Consider the following 15297-nt stretch of genomic DNA (forward strand, 5'->3'; position numbering starts at 1 on the left):
ATATCAGAGAGCATTATTTTTTTATTTTGTTTAAGAATATTTGCTCGGCTTTGTTATTCAAGCAATGACCTGATCGTCCCGCAAATCTTATCCAGTTCCTCTCTTTCCGGCAGGCTTTTATAATTTTCATTAAATCTCAGCCCAAAGCCATCGTTACGGAATCTTGGAAAAATATGCAAGTGGGTATGGAAAACTTCCTGACCCGCCGCCTCTCCATCTGCAAGAAAATAATTAATCCCCTCAGATCTGATATCTGATTTCCTGATAGCCAGATTAATTTTAGCAGCAACATTGAACATTCTGGAAGTTAAGTCTTCATCCAATTCCGCGATAAACTCTCGGTGTACCTTGGGTACGACCAGAATATGCCCCGGATTGACCGGCTGAATGTCCATAAAAGCGATGACCTGATCATCCTCATGGATAATGCTTGCAGGCAATTCCCTATTAATTATTTTACAAAAAATGCAGTCGATCATAAGTATGGAAAGTTTTTATAAAAGTAACAAAATGTATGATTTGTAAAGATACTTTTATTTAGAACTGCTGTATTTCCGGATAATTACATCAGAAGCACGCTCACTTATCATATACACCGCACTCACGATAAAAAATCCAGGTATCTTTGGAAAAACACTGGCATCAACTACCCTTAACCCTTCTATTCCTCTAACGCAAAAGTCACCATCCAGGACAGCCATAGAGTCATGATCTTCTCCTATTTTACAAGTACAGGATGCGTGATGCCCCCATGCTTCTTTGTGCACAAATTCTGATAAAGCAACTCTACCTTGTATCTCATTGCCAGGAATCAATTCTTTCTTAATGATCCTATCCAAACGATCAGCAATTTCCCGTGCGATCTCTACACCTTCCACAACTCCCTGCATATCTTTTCCCTCTGTATCATTACCTTCCTCAAAGTATCTAAAATTAATTTGGGGGCGCTCACGTGGATCTGCCGAACGTAGATGTACAGACCCTGATTTATTTTTGGTGTGAGCTTTGAGAACGACAAAAGTAAGCCGGTCATGAAGATCTGCAGACTCAGCCGAATAGCCTGGATAGTACCCTTTGAAACTTATAGGTAATGCTAAAATAAAAACGTCCGGATCACCTTCAGCTATACTCGATTTTGTAATAAATGCCGCAAGTGACCCATTGGTAGAGTAAGGTCCTCCTTTGGTGCTATTCCATTCCTGGAATAAAGGATCTCCCGGTTCTCCATCCTTCGGCACATCCAATGTTGTATCTTTGAATAGAGAATAGTCTTCTTTTAACTGGTAGACCAATCCTACTTCATAGCGATCCTGTAAGTTCTCACCTACACCAGGTATGTCGAGTAAAACTTCTATACCATGGGATTCAAGTTCCTTACGCGGACCAATTCCAGATAATTTAAGGATTTGTGGAGTATTGAAAGCTCCTGCTGCAATAATAACTTCTTTACGAGCAAATGCCTTGAACGATTCTGGATCCTGCAATGCTTCCGAAGCTTTTGGGTCGGCATGATAGAGGTGTTGGCCTGAAAGATATTCAACACCACATGCCCGCTTACCTTCAAAAATTATTTTTTTGACAAGAGATCCGTAGCGTATAGTTAAACGTTCAGGATGTTTGTGAAGAGCTGATAAGATGCGTTCTCTGGCCCCATTTCTAGTACCATCTCCTACCGCTACAGGAACAAATGACATTCCTTCACCACCTTCACTAATAAAACGCCAGTCATTAGGATCATTGGGAAGAAGAATATCGTCTGGTGTATGGTATTTTTCACGGCTTACTTCTTCCATTGCATTGATAATATCCAAAAATCGAGGTTCACGTCCGGCAAGTTCCGGATTCGCCCGTGAAACCTTCAACCACCCATCAAAACCATGCCTTGACCCATCAGTAGGCACAGCTGGTTTTTGACGATCTGCATCAGGTCCCTGCCAGTTTTCAATGCGAATATACCATTTACGCATAGCTTCAGCATTCCAGTCTTCATCCCCGGTAAGTTTAGCAAGATAATCCCAGTCACTGTTATGCGGATAAACATTGACCATAGCATTGGTGGCAGTGCTTCCTCCCAGAGTTGCCCCCCGTGGATATAGCACTCCACCTTTATTTTTTATAAATTTACTGTCCTTTTCCTGTACTGCATCAGACGAATAATGGCGTACAAAAAAATCCCAACGCATTTCTTCATCTTCACTGGCTCTTCCCTGCATAATGGGAATATCATAATATGCACAGCTATGATCTGTTCCGGCTTCGAGGATCAGCACATGAAAGCCTGCTTCAACCAGATTTGCGGCTAACGGTCCTCCACCGGCTCCAGAACCGACAATAATAAAATCATATGTTTGTTGATCACTTTTATTATTTTCTTCCATTTCTAAACTTGATTTAGTTAGACAACCACATACTCCACAGGTATCATATAATTATTTAATCTTGCTTTGCCAGTCTGATGGTACCTTTCCTTCTGGTCCTGGCACAGGCTGCGAAAGCGGATGGCTCTGCGGATCTGCTAACTGAGGTCCCTCAAAAGAATCTTTAGTATCGTAATTATAAAACCAATTCTCGCCCGGTTCATAACTGGTAATAATGGGATGTCCGGTGAGATGGTAATGTTTGCTGGCATGTTGATTGGGTGAGCTGTCACAACATCCAACATGACCACATTCTGCACAACGGCGCAGATGTACCCACCATGTCCCGTTTTCTAAACATTCGACACAACCGGTTCCACTGGGTTCTACCTCCGGATTAATATTCTTTTTTTCAAAATCCATGATATCTAAATTTAAATTATGTGATTGCTTAAAACCCAAATCAAATCTATTATTCTATTCAACAAAAGCATGAGTTGGAGCTTCATGAACTTCTTCATTTTTATTTATCCCAGCCTGCCTTTTTTTTCCATTTTTCCATCTCAGCTTTCCTTCTATCAAAATCTTTAGGAGGAGTATGCTTTTCTTTTTTTGCACGATCTTGAATCAAAGACGTTTGCTCTTCCAGAGTATTCATTCCAATAGATTGTCTTCTTTTGTTAACTTTGACTACATCGTCGAAAGGATTCGGTACGAGTTCTCCATTCTCATTCCAGTCAAACTGAGTCCCATACAATTGGGATCTTCCTTCCAATACTGCAATCCGGTCAGTCAGGTATGCTAAATTTACAACATCTGCCTTTTGTTCGTCGACAGCATTTTTTAATAACTCTGCACATTTTTTCATAAAGGAGGGCTGTCCGATAGAATGCTGAATAATTAACCACGCTGCTTCACTGGCTTCTTTGCCAACTTTATCTATGGTGGGATATCCAATAGTTTCTATGATGCTATTTAAAGACTTTGCATTCTCATTATGCAGCTTTTCCATTTCTTCATCATATCCTTCCCCGATTTCCCCTTCTTTAACAAGCCGATCCCGAAGCTCCAGGTCTGCATTTTTCAGATCAAATATTTTTTGAGCAATACGTTGATAGTTCATAAATACATACATTAATCAGAAGAAACATTCTAAAATTACAAAAAAATTTCATCAGTATAGTACTAAGCGCTTACACCATTTCTACAGGTTAGCATGATAATTAACACAACTTTAACTTCTGTTTTGAAGTTTTGAAAGCCATATATCAATATATAATACAGTATTTTTGCAATCTAACAAAAGAATGCAAAAGATGGGGTTACTTGATATGTTTACACAAGAGATCGCAATGGATCTTGGAACTGCTAATACTTTAATCATACATAATAATAAAATCGTCATAGACCAGCCCTCCATTGTTGCTATGGACCGTACCACAGGTAAGCCTATAGCTGTTGGAGAACAGGCCAAGCTCATGCAGGGGAAAACCCATGAAAATATTAAAACAGTACGCCCGTTAAAAGATGGGGTTATTGCAGATTTTCATGCTTCTGAGCATATGATCAAGGAATTCATTAAACAGATACCGGGAATCAGAGGCAGGTTTATCCAGCCTGCACTTAGAATTGTCATATGCATCCCTTCGGGAATTACTGAAGTGGAGAAAAGAGCGGTTAAAGATTCCGCATTAAAAGTCAATGCTAAAGAGGTAAAACTAATCTATGAGCCAATGGCAGCTGCCATCGGAGCAGGTATTGATGTTCAGAATCCTGAAGGAAATATGATTATTGATATAGGCGGTGGAACTACGGAAATAGCAGTTATTGCGCTAGGAGGTATCGTAGTAGATAAATCTCTGAAAATAGCAGGCGATGTATTTACAAATGATATCGCATATTTTCTAAGATCATACTACAATTTATATGTTGGGGAAAGAACTGCTGAAAGAATAAAAATTGAGATAGGCTCAGCATTGGAAGAGCTGGATTATCCTTTAGAAGATATTCCTGTACAGGGAAGAGATATGATTACCGGTAAGCCAAAAGAAATTATGGTGAACTATAAGGAGGTTTTCAAAGCTCTGGATAAGTCTATTATGAGGATTGAAGATGCTGTGATGGAAACTCTTTCCATGACTCCTCCTGAACTTGCAGCAGATATCTACAAAACAGGTATTTATCTTGCCGGTGGTGGCGCTTTACTTAATGGGCTGGCTGACAGAATACACAGAAAAACAGGATTACCGGTATGCGTGGCGGAAGATCCTTTAAGAGCTGTTGTTCGTGGAACCGGTATTGCCCTTAAAAATATCAATAAGTTTAGATTCCTGATGAATAGCTAATTTTTATTTGAATAATTACAGTATACTCATATTCAAATAGCAAGTTTTAGCAGATCATATCGGCTAACTTATCATACTTTAATCAGTTCGGTGAAAATTCAGCGAACTGATATTACTTTTGTCTACAAATAAGCTCCAATTATTTTCATCCAATCAATACATAAGAAGAATTTTAAAATTATGTGGAATTAATCACCATCGATAATCCCCCACAAAAAATAATTTATCCATATTTAGAAAAATTTATTTACTTCAAATAATATAAAATCTCCTTAGCTTCTAATAATCAAACATTTAAACTTCAACATTCCCTGTGATAACCTTTCCTTTACGTTTGTAAGTGGCTACAATAACCCCTTTGGATGTCACCTGACTTTCTGTCAGTGAGAAAGCTGCAGAAAGTCCATGATTTTCAAACAGTTTTCTCCCATTACCAAGGATCAGCGGATAAATTTTAAGCCTGAGTTCATCTACCAGATCATGATCCAATAGCAAATGGACAAGCTCACTACTCCCCCAAACCTGGATAGTAGCTCCTTCCGAATTTTTAAGCATTTTAATAGCCTCCAGATCTTTGATAAAGTTGGTATTTTTCCAGTCTGATTGTTCTCTGGTTTGGGACAGAACGTATTTGGCACCGTCATTAATAGCTGGCCAAAATTCAGAATGCTGAGGCCAATAGGATTCAAAAATTTCAAATGTCTTTCTGCCTAAAAGATAATCTGCAGGTTTCATCTCTTCTTTCATGGCCTCTCCAAAAATCTCATCCCCATAAGATACGGTCCAGCCTCCGTATTTAAAATCTCCGGATGTATCTTCTTCAGTCCCGCCGGGAGCCTGCATAACACCATCTAATGTTAGCATTGACAAAACAGTTATAGTTCTCATTTTATTTAATTTTTTTAATGGAAATAAAGTGATGTTACTTTAAAAAATTATTCAGGTAAGATAAGATCGTTGCCGTTTGCATGATCAGGCTTACATGTCCCTGTCCGGGAACAATAGCCAGCTGAGACTTAGGCATTGGCCCCAGATCAGCGGAAACGCCACCACCCAATAGTTTGTACGTTTTCATCAGCTCTATTTTATCCAACCCGTCATTATCTCCTGCTATGATCAGTACAGGAGCAGTAATTTTTGAAATGTTGGAATCTCCCAGATCAACCGGTTCCGCTGCAGATGCCATCATCTGTTCCAAAAATGGGGTCCATTTTGTCTTATCGGGAGCAACAGCGTCATAAGCAGCATGCATAGGACTCTTGTCAAAAAGATCAGGCTTCATGTTCTTAAAAGCACCATTGACTTGCGGAAGCCAACCGCTACTTTTATATGTAGATGAAATGATGACCAAATTCTTTAACCTTTTCGGGCTCTGAATAGCAAACTGATAAGCCACAGTACCTCCAAAGCTATACCCCGCAACATCAGCACTCTCAACTTTAAGATAATCCATTACCTTCTCCACATCTTTTGCCAATGTAACGTGTGATAATTTTCTCTCAGAAAATGGTGTATGACCGTGTCCCTGTAATTCAATAGCAATTACTTTCCTGGTTTTTGACAGCTCAGGAATTAATTGCCCCCAGTTCATATCGATGGTCATAAAAGCACCATGCAATAAAACAATTGGCCTGCCTTCTCCGTATACTTCGTAATAAACTTTAGTATTACCAACAGGTACATAACCACTATTAGAAGGTTTAATCTGCTGTCCGTATAACTGTGATGTTATCAACATCATGATGATAACCATTCCCCATGCCTGACAAAGCTTATAGAATTTGAATGTATTTTTCATAATAATATTTGGATTTAGTTTTAATTTCTTTTGACCAAAATTATCAAGCCATTATCAAAATTAGCTTGCCATAAGGCAAGATTTTTATGGAATGAAATCAGTCTTTTCAATATTATACTTAAAGCCTCTTCTACATGCATTATGTTTTACTTAATATTATAAGTCCAGAAGTAAAAATCATATAATTAAATATATTAAATATATCAAATATAAATATTTTAAGAAAAACATACTTTAATTAATGAAATTTTTATTAATTTCGAACATAACTAAACCTATTATTATGAAAAATTTAAAAAAAATCAACAGACAAGAAATGAAAACAATTAAAGGCGCAATCAACTGTATGGGAGGTCAGCTGTGCCTAATCAACGGAAAATGGGAATGCAGACCATATGATGGATGCGGTGGCGGAAACCAACCTTAAACCTTAAGTCTAATCTTATTTATTATGAAAAATTTTAAGAAAGTTTCAAGAGATCATTTGAAAAATATTAACGGTGGGGCCGCAGGCTGCTCTGAAACATGCTGTCCACCTCCCGGAACCAAAAGATGTCCCTGGGTTATTTGTGTGGCACCATGTGAAATATTAAGTTAAAAGCTAAAAGTTATCCGAAACTGATAACTGATGTTATATTTTATAAAACAAAAAAGCTGTAATTGAATAATTACAGCTTTTTCTTGTACTTGCGGAGAGTGAGGGATTCGAACCCCCGGACCTGTTACAGTCAACAGTTTTCAAGACTGCCGCAATCGACCACTCTGCCAACTCTCCCTAAACTCTGGCAGTGCCTTCGTTTTCAGTGGTGCAAATATAGAACGTTTTTTGATTCTGGCAAAATAATTACCCTATAAATTTGAGTAAAATGAAATAATCCATTAGAAATCAACCTGATTATTTCTTTTATCATCCCTTATAAAGATCCCATATAACTAAGAAAAAAGGTGCAATCCTGATGGATGCACCTTTTGTTTATTTATAAAGCTCGAATTAGTGTAGCTCAGCCAGATACTTTTCAGCATCCATTGCTGCCATACATCCACTTCCTGCTGCTGTAATTGCTTGTCTGTAGATATGATCCTGAACATCTCCAGCAGCAAAAACTCCTGGTAAATTTGTTCTTGTAGATCCTTTTTCAGTTAAAATATATCCATTTTCATCCAGATTGATCTGTCCTGCAAAAATACCTGTATTTGGAGTGTGACCGATCGCAATAAAAATTCCATGGACATCAACTGTAGATTTTTCCTGAGTTTGGTTATTGATAACCACCGCTCTTTCTACTAAATTATTTTCACCTTCAATACCAATTAATTCATGGTGAAATTTCACTTCAATATTGGGTGTATTCTGTACTCTGTGGATCATTGCTTTTGAAGCTCTGAACTCATTCTTTCTTACCAACATCGTCACTTTATTAACTAATTTAGCAAGATAAGTAGCCTCTTCTGCTGCTGTATCTCCCGCTCCTACTACCACAACATCTTTTCCTCTGTAGAAAAATCCATCACAAGTAGCACATGCAGAAACCCCACCGCCATTATATTTTTTCTCATCATCAAGACCTAAATACTTTGCAGTAGCTCCAGTAGAAATAATTACAGTCTTAGCAAGGATTTCTTTGTTTCCGGCAAATAATTTGTGAACACCACCTACTTCTTTAGAAAACTCCACTCGGGTGATCATTTCATAATGAACTTTGGTATCAAATCTTTCTGCCTGTTTTTGCAAATCCATCATCATTTCAGGACCTGTAATACCAGCAGGATATCCCGGAAAGTTATCAACCTCCGTTGTTGTTGTTAATTGCCCGCCCGGCTCTAAACCTGTATACAATTCAGGTTTCAGGTCTGCTCTTGCTGCATAAATTGCCGCTGTGAAGCCAGATGGCCCTGATCCAACTATTACACAATCTAAAATGTTTTGCTCCATAATTTACTTTTCAAAAAGATTAAAATTAAAGTTCGCTAATTTCGTAATTTTTACTATTTTATTAAAAGAATTTTAATGATACTTGTCAATAATCAATATGTGAACTGTCGATTATGGTTGTAGATGGTTGTGGCTGAGGGATTAAAGGCTGTTTTTATGGCGGATTCGTAAAATCGCAGATTCGCAAAATTGCTTAATTGAAAGCTTCCTGATTTGATTACAGAACCATTAATTACTCTTTCTACTCTCAAACGTCTACACACCAACTCTCAAACTCTAAAACACTCCCACTCAAACCCTACACCTTCATTTTAATCTTGTCCACATTGATAATTTTATACACCAATTCTTTGATCAATTCACCTTCACTCATATTAACAGCTCCCAAACCTTTTCCTTTCATATCGAATTCCCTTAAAATAGAAACCACCCTTGTGGCATGTTTCAAGGGATACAGTCTTGCGCTCTCAGCATAATCTTTAATAAAATAAGGATTGATTCCCATTTGTGAAGCAATAACTTGCGGAGGCTGCCCAGCCATGGTCTGATAAATAATAATGTTGGAGAAATAGTTATATAAGCTTGCCAGCATCATAACAAAAGGGTTATTTTTAGGATTTTTACCCATAAAATGAGCTATTTTAAATGCTGCGTTAGCATTTTTTGTTCCTAAGGCCTTCTGTAATTCGAAAACATTATATTCCTTACTGATTCCGATATGGTTTTCAATGATGGTTCCGTCCAGGACTTCACCTTCTTTAAGAATAATTTTTAACTTCCCCAGTTCATTGGCAATTCTTGAAAGATCATTTCCAAGATATTCAGCTAAAAGGTGAGAAATATTCGGAGCTGTTTTAATCTTCAACTTGCTACATTCATCAGCAATCCATTTCGGAAGATTATTTTCCCTGATCGATTCACTGAGGAAAAGCGCTTTGGCTTTATCCAAAGCTTTCGTCACTTTCTTCCTGCTGTCCAGTTTTTTATGCTTGTGTGCAAAAACCAGTACCGTTGATGGAACCGGATTTTCAACATAGGCTTCAAGAATCCTGTTTTCTTCCTCATTAAGTTTCAGATCCTGAGCCTCTTTTACGATAATGACCTGCTTATCTCCCATCATAGGAAACTGTCTTGCCAAAGAAAGAACCTCTTGGTAAGAAGTGTCTTTTCCGTAAGTCACCGTTTGATTAAAAGCCTTTTCATCTTCTTCTAAAAACTCATGTTCAAGAGCTTTTACGGCAACATCAATAAAGTAGGGTTCATCTCCGTGGAAAAAATAAATCGGTAAAACTTCTTTATTTTTAATATTTTTGAGGATTAAATCTAATTCTTTCATCTTTTAATGGAACTTCCAAAACTGAATTTTCAGGAAACTTTTGATTTTAAATTCAAGAAAGACAAAGATAAGTTTTTTATTTATGATTTAGTTCGTAAAACTTACCTTTTGCTTACCCCTGAAGAATGGGTGAGACAACATTGGATACATTATTATCTTACCGTAAAATCTTATTCCGTATCTGCATTGATCACGGAAAAAAAGATCGTATTAAATGGCCTAACCAAACGAGTAGACCTACTTATTACAGAAAAAACCCAGCCAAAAATACTGATTGAGTGCAAGGCTCCTCATATTAAATTAACGGAAAAAACATTTGAGCAAACGGCAAGGTACAACTCGATTATTGGCGCAAAAGAAATTATTCTAACAAACGGTCTTCAACATATCAATGCCTATTTTGAAAATGACCAGTATCAGTTTTATAAAGCGAATAATTAATAAGTCCATTATTGTTAAGAATACCTTTATAGACATATGTTTTAGTTAACTAATAATTCACAATTTTTAAATACATCTGATAGGTCATATGATTTTAAATTTCTATAAATTTAAGGTACTTTAATTAAAGCCATAAACAAGGTACATAAGCATTTTGAAAACCTTTAATTTTCATCTTATATAACCTTCTCAAAATAGCAAACATAAAAAACTTTTATGTCTTTTGCAGTTAAATAATAATAATTCAATAATTACTATGAGCATCAAGAACATTATATTTGATTTCGGAGGCGTTTTAATGGATTGGAATCCCAGATATTTTTTCAAAGATTATTTCAATGATGATGATAAAATGGAATATTTTCTGACTCATATTGCCCAATCGGAATGGAATGAAGAACAAGACAGAGGAAGAAGCCTTGTTGAGGGGACAGAAATACAGGTTCAAAAATTTCCGGATTGGGAAAAAGAGCTCAGAGCCTACTACGACAATTGGCATGTCATGCTTAAAAGCGATATCCCACAAAATGTAGAAGTTCTGAAAAAATTGAGCAAAACCAATTATCATTTGTATGGTCTAACCAACTGGTCTGAAGAAACATTTCCCTACGCTTTGGAGAACTATGATTTTTTCCAGCTTTTCGATGGTAAGATTGTTGTTTCAGGAACCGAAAAGTTCATCAAGCCAGATCCTAAAATATGGCACATCTTACTGGAACGATATGGAATTCAGGCAAAGGAGTCTATTTTTATCGACGATAATCCTAAGAATATCGAAATGGCAAAGGAATTACGATTTCATACCATTCGGGTTTATCCAGAAACCAATTTACGACAAGAGCTTATCCATTTGGGTGTAAGATTAGAATAACCCATTCAGAATAAAATTTTATTAATCCTCATTATAAGTTATTTTTATTAATTTAGATGGGGATTTTTACATCCTGCCATTGTAAACCGAAGGTGAACTACTTTAAGACCTTTCATTTAACTTTCGGTAACCGATGCAATCTTATATACATATACACCATTACTAAATAACAAAATATGATACGTTCAATCTTATTAACTACCCTATTGATGACATCCGGAGTTTTATTCAGCCAAAAGCTTACAACAGTTTCTTATAAAGATGGTTCACAAAAGCTGAATGGATTGATCACGTCCAATGCAGGGAAAAAGCTCCCTGGCGTATTAATATTACCGGCATGGAAAGGAATTGATGAAGAAGCCAAAACTGCGGCATTAGAGCTTGAAAAACAAGGTTATATTGCTTTTATAGCTGATATTTACGGAGAAGGAAACATCCCGGCTAACAATGATACAGCAGGAAAAACAGCAGGTCACTACAAACAAAACTATACAGAATACCAAAAACGTATTTCATTAGCATTGGAAGAGCTTAAGAAAAATGGTGCTGTCTCCAATAAGTTAGCAGTTATTGGATATTGTTTTGGTGGAACAGGAGCATTAGAAGTTGCCAGAGCAAATATGCCCGTAGCAGGAGTGGTTTCTATTCATGGAAGTATTGGAAAAGATCAGACCAGGAAAAACGGAGCAATATCTACAAAGATGTTAATTGAAAATCCGGCTGATGACAAAGGTGTTACTCAGCAAGATTATGACAACCTGGTCAAAGAAATGAATGAGGGAAATGCAGATTGGCAAATTATAACCTATGCGCATTCCAAACACACTTTCACGGATCCGAAGTCTCCCGATTACAATGAAGTAATGGCTAAAAGAGCCTGGAATCATACATTGATATTTTTGAACGAGGTTTTGAAATAGATAAACTACTTCTATTTAAATTCTATAATTAGAGAAAGGTGAGCGTAAAAGCCCACCTTTTATGTTTAAGGTTTTTTTGAATGGTATAAATTATTTAGCTTCTAATTCAACGCTATACTCTTTGGGAGAATATTTAATAAATGAGCCTGTTGCTAAATCGATTCCAATACCAATAGCACCACCAAGAAGAATGTTTACTAGTGTTACCGGATTAAAAGTCTTAGTCAACTTTACCTCTTTATTGCCAAAACCTTCTTTTTCAAATGTAACGGTCTGTTTTCCTAATCCTCGTGAGATAGGTGCAACGCAAGGAGTAGTGCATTTTTCAACTCCTTTATGAATCACTTTAGCCCCTTCAGGATTTGAATTAAAAGATACCTTATCCGTAGTTCCGGTAAAAATAGTTGCACATGAAGTAGTAGAAAGTACCATTACTGACAATAATACAATAGATAATTTATTTCTCATAGATCGATTTTTAAAGCGGCGAATTTACAAATAATCTTTATATAAAAAATAACCTCAATAATTGAAGTTATTTATATCTCTATGATTTCAATGAAATTCATTTCTATCATTGCCGTTATTATAGAAAGAAAGTCTATTCTTCCCTATTCACAAGATCAATGGAAAAAGCAGGGAGACAAATAGCAATATATTCACAGGGCTCTGTAAAAGGATTGCTATATCGTACCCTTGCACCTTTCTCTACCAGGATACTTTGTCCCTTTTCTAGTGTGATTACCTCTCCATCTATTTCGAATTGTTTTTTACCTGAAATAATAATTGTGAATTCATCAAACTGTGGAGTCTGATGAGGCTCGCTCCAATCAGGAGGAGCTACCATATGAGCAATGGATACATTGGAATTTTGGGTGGAATTTCCCCAGTGCTCTTCAATCAATTTTCCATCTGTGGTAGGAACTACAAAAGGAGATTTCTGAATTTTATATTTTTTCATTCCAGCCAGTTTTCTTTTTTAATTTCATATACAAAATTCGTTCTGGTGGGTTCTGCAAAATAAGCAACTTCCTCTTCTCTGATTTTATCTCCGCCTAACCTTTCCAGTGCAATTTGAGAACGAAGGTTTTCCTTTCCAATATGAAAATGAACTTTGTCTACAAACTGAAAGATATAATCAAGCATTAGCTTCTTCACCTTTGGATTAACTCCTTTTCCCCAGGATTTGGTTCCATAGAAAGTATATCCGATAAATATGCTGTTATCTGCTTCATCAAAATCATAATAACGGCTACTTCCCAATATATCGCCGGAAGTTTTATCCATGATTTTAAAAGCTCCTTTGCTTTCAATAGCTCCTCTGAAAAAGTTTTCAAAAACCTCTCTTTTATATCGGTCTTTATTAGGGTGTTGTTCCCATACTTTTGGATCGGAAGCCACTTCGTATACAGATTCAAAATCCCCTTCTTGTAAGGGGATTAATTGAAATTCTTTATCTTCTAAAATAGGTTGAATAGAAAAATTCATGAGTCTTAGCTTTTTGCTTTAGCAGCGTCAGTTTCTATTTTTTTGATTTCTTTAAGCTTATCGGAAATTTTGATTACGGCATCTAATTTTGCAGGTTTCAAAGCAACTTCTGCCTCAGCCATATCCCATTTGATTACTAAATTCCCAGAGTTTTCATCGGTTGGATTTAATGTAATCTCAAACCATTCCTGCTTATCTGCTAATTTGTTAACAGGTACAGTAACATCTACCACATCTTGTTTTGGATCATAGGTATAAGCTCCCCATTGCTGGAAATCTTTATTCAGAATCACTTTCCATTCCTTTTCTGTAGGTATGATAAATAATCCATATGTTCCTGCAGGAACTGTTTTACCACCAAAGTTTACAGATTGTCCGAATGTAATTTTTGTAGAGGAGTTAGCTCCCGCTCTCCAAACCTGTCCGTAAGGAACTAGCTCACCGAAAATCTTACGGCCTTTTACTCCCGGTCTTCCGTAATCAATGCTGATTTTAGACATAGAGAATTGCTGTTCTACCTTTTGGCGCGGACTTGCAGCCGGTACTGAATAATCCTGTGCGAAACCTAAAGCTGAAGCTGATATGCAAAGTGCAAATAATAACTTTTTCACGTGTAAATTTTTGCCTAAAAATACGAAATCAAAACAAAACAACCTGCTTCAATGTCAATAATTTTTGCTTACTCCCAATCTTTTTATCTGTTCTAACAATGCTATGTAACAACAAAAATGGAAGTAAAAAATTAATCCGCAGAAACGGTACAATCAGAATAAAATGGCTTTCTCTAATTCCAATAATTTCTGCTTTCTCCAGATTCCGCCTGCATATCCTACCAGATCACCATTAGATCCGATCACACGATGACAGGGAACCAAAATTGCTATTTTATTAATTCCGTTGGCAGTTCCTACTGCTCGTATCGCTTTTGGATTTCCCAGAAATTCTGATTGTTGTTTGTAGGTCCTGGTTTCACCCATTGGAATTTCCCTTAAAAGTTGCCATACTTTCTCCTGAAATTCCGTTCCGGTCATGTACAACGGAACATCAAATGTTTTTCTCTTCGCTTCAAAATATTCTTTTAATTCATCTTCCAGCTGCTGGAAGTGTTTATTCTCGCCCTGTACGATCTCAGCATTTAATGCTTTGGATAATGCTATAAATTGCCTTTCCATATTTTTCCGGTCCGTAAACTCAAGTAAGCAAATACCCTCATCTACTGCACAGGCAAACATGGTTCCCAAAGGAGTTTCAATTCTTTTAAGGTCAATAATTCTTCGTATTCCGGTATTTTTAGGTGACACGCCTACTATATCTTTAAAACGTTCATTGAACCCGCTTAAACTTTCATATCCTGAATCAAAAGCTGCACTTACAATGCTCTCCCCATTTTTTATTTTTTTGAAAGCTTTATTCATTCTCAGCTCCCTCTGAAAAGACTGAAATGTCATTCCATGATTTTTAAGAAACCAGCGGCGAACTTTTACCGGTTCAATATTTCTTTTCATAAGCTCTGCATCCTTAATTTTTAAAGACTCATTGTTTTGTAGCTCATCCAGTAATTCCTGTATGTATTCCGGTGTTTCATTCAGCTTTCCAAGAGGCTTACAAATTTTACAAGCTCGGTATCCCTGCTGCATGGCTTCTTCGACATCCAAAAAAAACTCTACATTTTCTTTCTTTGGTTTTCTTGCAGTACATGTTGGCCGGCAAAAAATACCGGTTGTTTTCACCGCCATCCAGTAAATCCCCTCAAATGAGGAATCTTTATCCAGAGACGCCTGATACATTCTTTCTTCTGTCAGTTTCAT

The 15297-nt window shown here is 36.8% G+C and carries 19 protein-coding genes and 1 tRNA gene; 6 read left to right on the forward strand and 14 right to left on the reverse strand.

The features are described 5' to 3' along the window. Window positions 1–53 precede the first annotated feature (53 nt). From CJF12_RS06530 to CJF12_RS06545, 4 genes are all read right to left on the reverse strand, one after another. Window positions 54–479 (reverse strand): HIT family protein, encoded by a 426-nt coding sequence (locus CJF12_RS06530; protein ID WP_034683076.1) that lies wholly within the window; start codon window positions 477–479, stop codon window positions 54–56. Between the two features lie 54 nt (window positions 480–533). After that, window positions 534–2378, reverse strand: coding sequence for a GMC family oxidoreductase (locus CJF12_RS06535; protein ID WP_034683079.1), 1845 nt, complete (start codon window positions 2376–2378; stop codon window positions 534–536). A 51-nt stretch (window positions 2379–2429) separates the two neighbouring features. Beyond that, window positions 2430–2780 carry a UBP-type zinc finger domain-containing protein gene (locus tag CJF12_RS06540; RefSeq protein WP_034683082.1) on the reverse strand — a complete coding sequence of 117 codons (351 nt, stop codon included), beginning with the start codon at window positions 2778–2780 and terminating at the stop codon, window positions 2430–2432. 100 nt (window positions 2781–2880) lie between these two features. After that, window positions 2881–3480 (reverse strand): DUF6624 domain-containing protein, encoded by a 600-nt coding sequence (locus tag CJF12_RS06545; protein WP_034683336.1) that lies wholly within the window; start codon window positions 3478–3480, stop codon window positions 2881–2883. 193 nt (window positions 3481–3673) lie between these two features. Between CJF12_RS06545 and CJF12_RS06550 the strand changes: the two genes are divergently transcribed. Further along, window positions 3674–4702: a rod shape-determining protein gene (locus CJF12_RS06550; protein ID WP_034683085.1), complete on the forward strand. Its 1029-nt coding sequence runs from the start codon at window positions 3674–3676 to the stop codon at window positions 4700–4702. Window positions 4703–4996: 294 nt separating this feature from the next. On the opposite strand, the gene CJF12_RS06555 is transcribed toward CJF12_RS06550, so the two are convergent. Continuing rightward, the gene (locus CJF12_RS06555) at window positions 4997–5590 is read right to left on the reverse strand and encodes a dihydrofolate reductase family protein (RefSeq protein ID WP_034683088.1); all 594 of its coding nucleotides are present in this window, start codon (window positions 5588–5590) and stop codon (window positions 4997–4999) included. A 34-nt stretch (window positions 5591–5624) separates the two neighbouring features. Next, window positions 5625–6500: an alpha/beta fold hydrolase gene (locus CJF12_RS06560; RefSeq protein WP_051887235.1), complete on the reverse strand. Its 876-nt coding sequence runs from the start codon at window positions 6498–6500 to the stop codon at window positions 5625–5627. Between the two features lie 283 nt (window positions 6501–6783). Here CJF12_RS06560 and CJF12_RS19870 point away from each other — a divergent pair, with 283 nt between their 5' ends. Both CJF12_RS19870 and CJF12_RS20015 read left to right on the forward strand, forming a co-directional pair. Continuing rightward, window positions 6784–6927: a bacteriocin-like protein gene (locus tag CJF12_RS19870; protein WP_157759844.1), complete on the forward strand. Its 144-nt coding sequence runs from the start codon at window positions 6784–6786 to the stop codon at window positions 6925–6927. 24 nt (window positions 6928–6951) lie between these two features. Next, window positions 6952–7098 (forward strand): bacteriocin-like protein, encoded by a 147-nt coding sequence (locus CJF12_RS20015; protein WP_165569113.1) that lies wholly within the window; start codon window positions 6952–6954, stop codon window positions 7096–7098. Window positions 7099–7190: 92 nt separating this feature from the next. Here the strand turns inward: CJF12_RS20015 and CJF12_RS06565 are convergent. The 3 genes from CJF12_RS06565 to holA all read right to left on the reverse strand — a co-directional run bounded on the left by CJF12_RS06565 (window position 7191) and on the right by holA (window position 9769). Next, window positions 7191–7275, reverse strand: a tRNA-Ser gene (locus CJF12_RS06565). A gap of 216 nt (window positions 7276–7491) precedes the next feature. Continuing rightward, window positions 7492–8433 (reverse strand): thioredoxin-disulfide reductase, encoded by a 942-nt coding sequence (gene trxB / locus CJF12_RS06570; RefSeq protein ID WP_034683096.1) that lies wholly within the window; start codon window positions 8431–8433, stop codon window positions 7492–7494. A gap of 298 nt (window positions 8434–8731) precedes the next feature. Next, window positions 8732–9769 carry a DNA polymerase III subunit delta gene (gene holA / locus CJF12_RS06575; protein ID WP_034683104.1) on the reverse strand — a complete coding sequence of 346 codons (1038 nt, stop codon included), beginning with the start codon at window positions 9767–9769 and terminating at the stop codon, window positions 8732–8734. A 6-nt stretch (window positions 9770–9775) separates the two neighbouring features. Here holA and CJF12_RS06580 point away from each other — a divergent pair, with 6 nt between their 5' ends. From CJF12_RS06580 to CJF12_RS06590, 3 genes are all read left to right on the forward strand, one after another. Continuing rightward, window positions 9776–10210, forward strand: coding sequence for a type I restriction enzyme HsdR N-terminal domain-containing protein (locus tag CJF12_RS06580; protein ID WP_034683108.1), 435 nt, complete (start codon window positions 9776–9778; stop codon window positions 10208–10210). Between the two features lie 256 nt (window positions 10211–10466). Then, window positions 10467–11081: an HAD family hydrolase gene (locus CJF12_RS06585; RefSeq protein ID WP_034683112.1), complete on the forward strand. Its 615-nt coding sequence runs from the start codon at window positions 10467–10469 to the stop codon at window positions 11079–11081. A 176-nt stretch (window positions 11082–11257) separates the two neighbouring features. Next, complete coding sequence (locus CJF12_RS06590) at window positions 11258–12001, forward strand: dienelactone hydrolase family protein (protein ID WP_034683116.1); 744 nt, start codon at window positions 11258–11260, stop codon at window positions 11999–12001. Window positions 12002–12091: 90 nt separating this feature from the next. Here CJF12_RS06590 and CJF12_RS06595 read toward each other — a convergent pair whose 3' ends face one another. The 5 genes from CJF12_RS06595 to CJF12_RS20385 form a co-directional block, all read right to left on the reverse strand. Next, window positions 12092–12469: a PEGA domain-containing protein gene (locus tag CJF12_RS06595; RefSeq protein ID WP_051887236.1), complete on the reverse strand. Its 378-nt coding sequence runs from the start codon at window positions 12467–12469 to the stop codon at window positions 12092–12094. 133 nt (window positions 12470–12602) lie between these two features. Continuing rightward, window positions 12603–12962, reverse strand: coding sequence for a cupin domain-containing protein (locus CJF12_RS06600; RefSeq protein WP_034683120.1), 360 nt, complete (start codon window positions 12960–12962; stop codon window positions 12603–12605). After that, the gene (locus CJF12_RS06605; protein WP_034683123.1) at window positions 12959–13489 is read right to left on the reverse strand and encodes a GNAT family N-acetyltransferase; all 531 of its coding nucleotides are present in this window, start codon (window positions 13487–13489) and stop codon (window positions 12959–12961) included. Before CJF12_RS06605 ends, CJF12_RS06600 begins: the two co-directional genes overlap by 4 nt. Before the next feature lie 5 nt (window positions 13490–13494). Next, the gene (locus tag CJF12_RS06610) at window positions 13495–14100 is read right to left on the reverse strand and encodes a DUF2911 domain-containing protein (protein WP_034683126.1); all 606 of its coding nucleotides are present in this window, start codon (window positions 14098–14100) and stop codon (window positions 13495–13497) included. Between the two features lie 153 nt (window positions 14101–14253). Then, on the reverse strand, window positions 14254–15297 hold the full coding sequence (locus CJF12_RS20385; RefSeq protein WP_034683129.1) for a bifunctional transcriptional activator/DNA repair enzyme AdaA: 1044 nt from the start codon (window positions 15295–15297) through the stop codon (window positions 14254–14256).

The organism is Chryseobacterium piperi, from assembly GCF_002285635.2.
Lineage (GTDB): Bacteria > Bacteroidota > Bacteroidia > Flavobacteriales > Weeksellaceae > Chryseobacterium > Chryseobacterium piperi.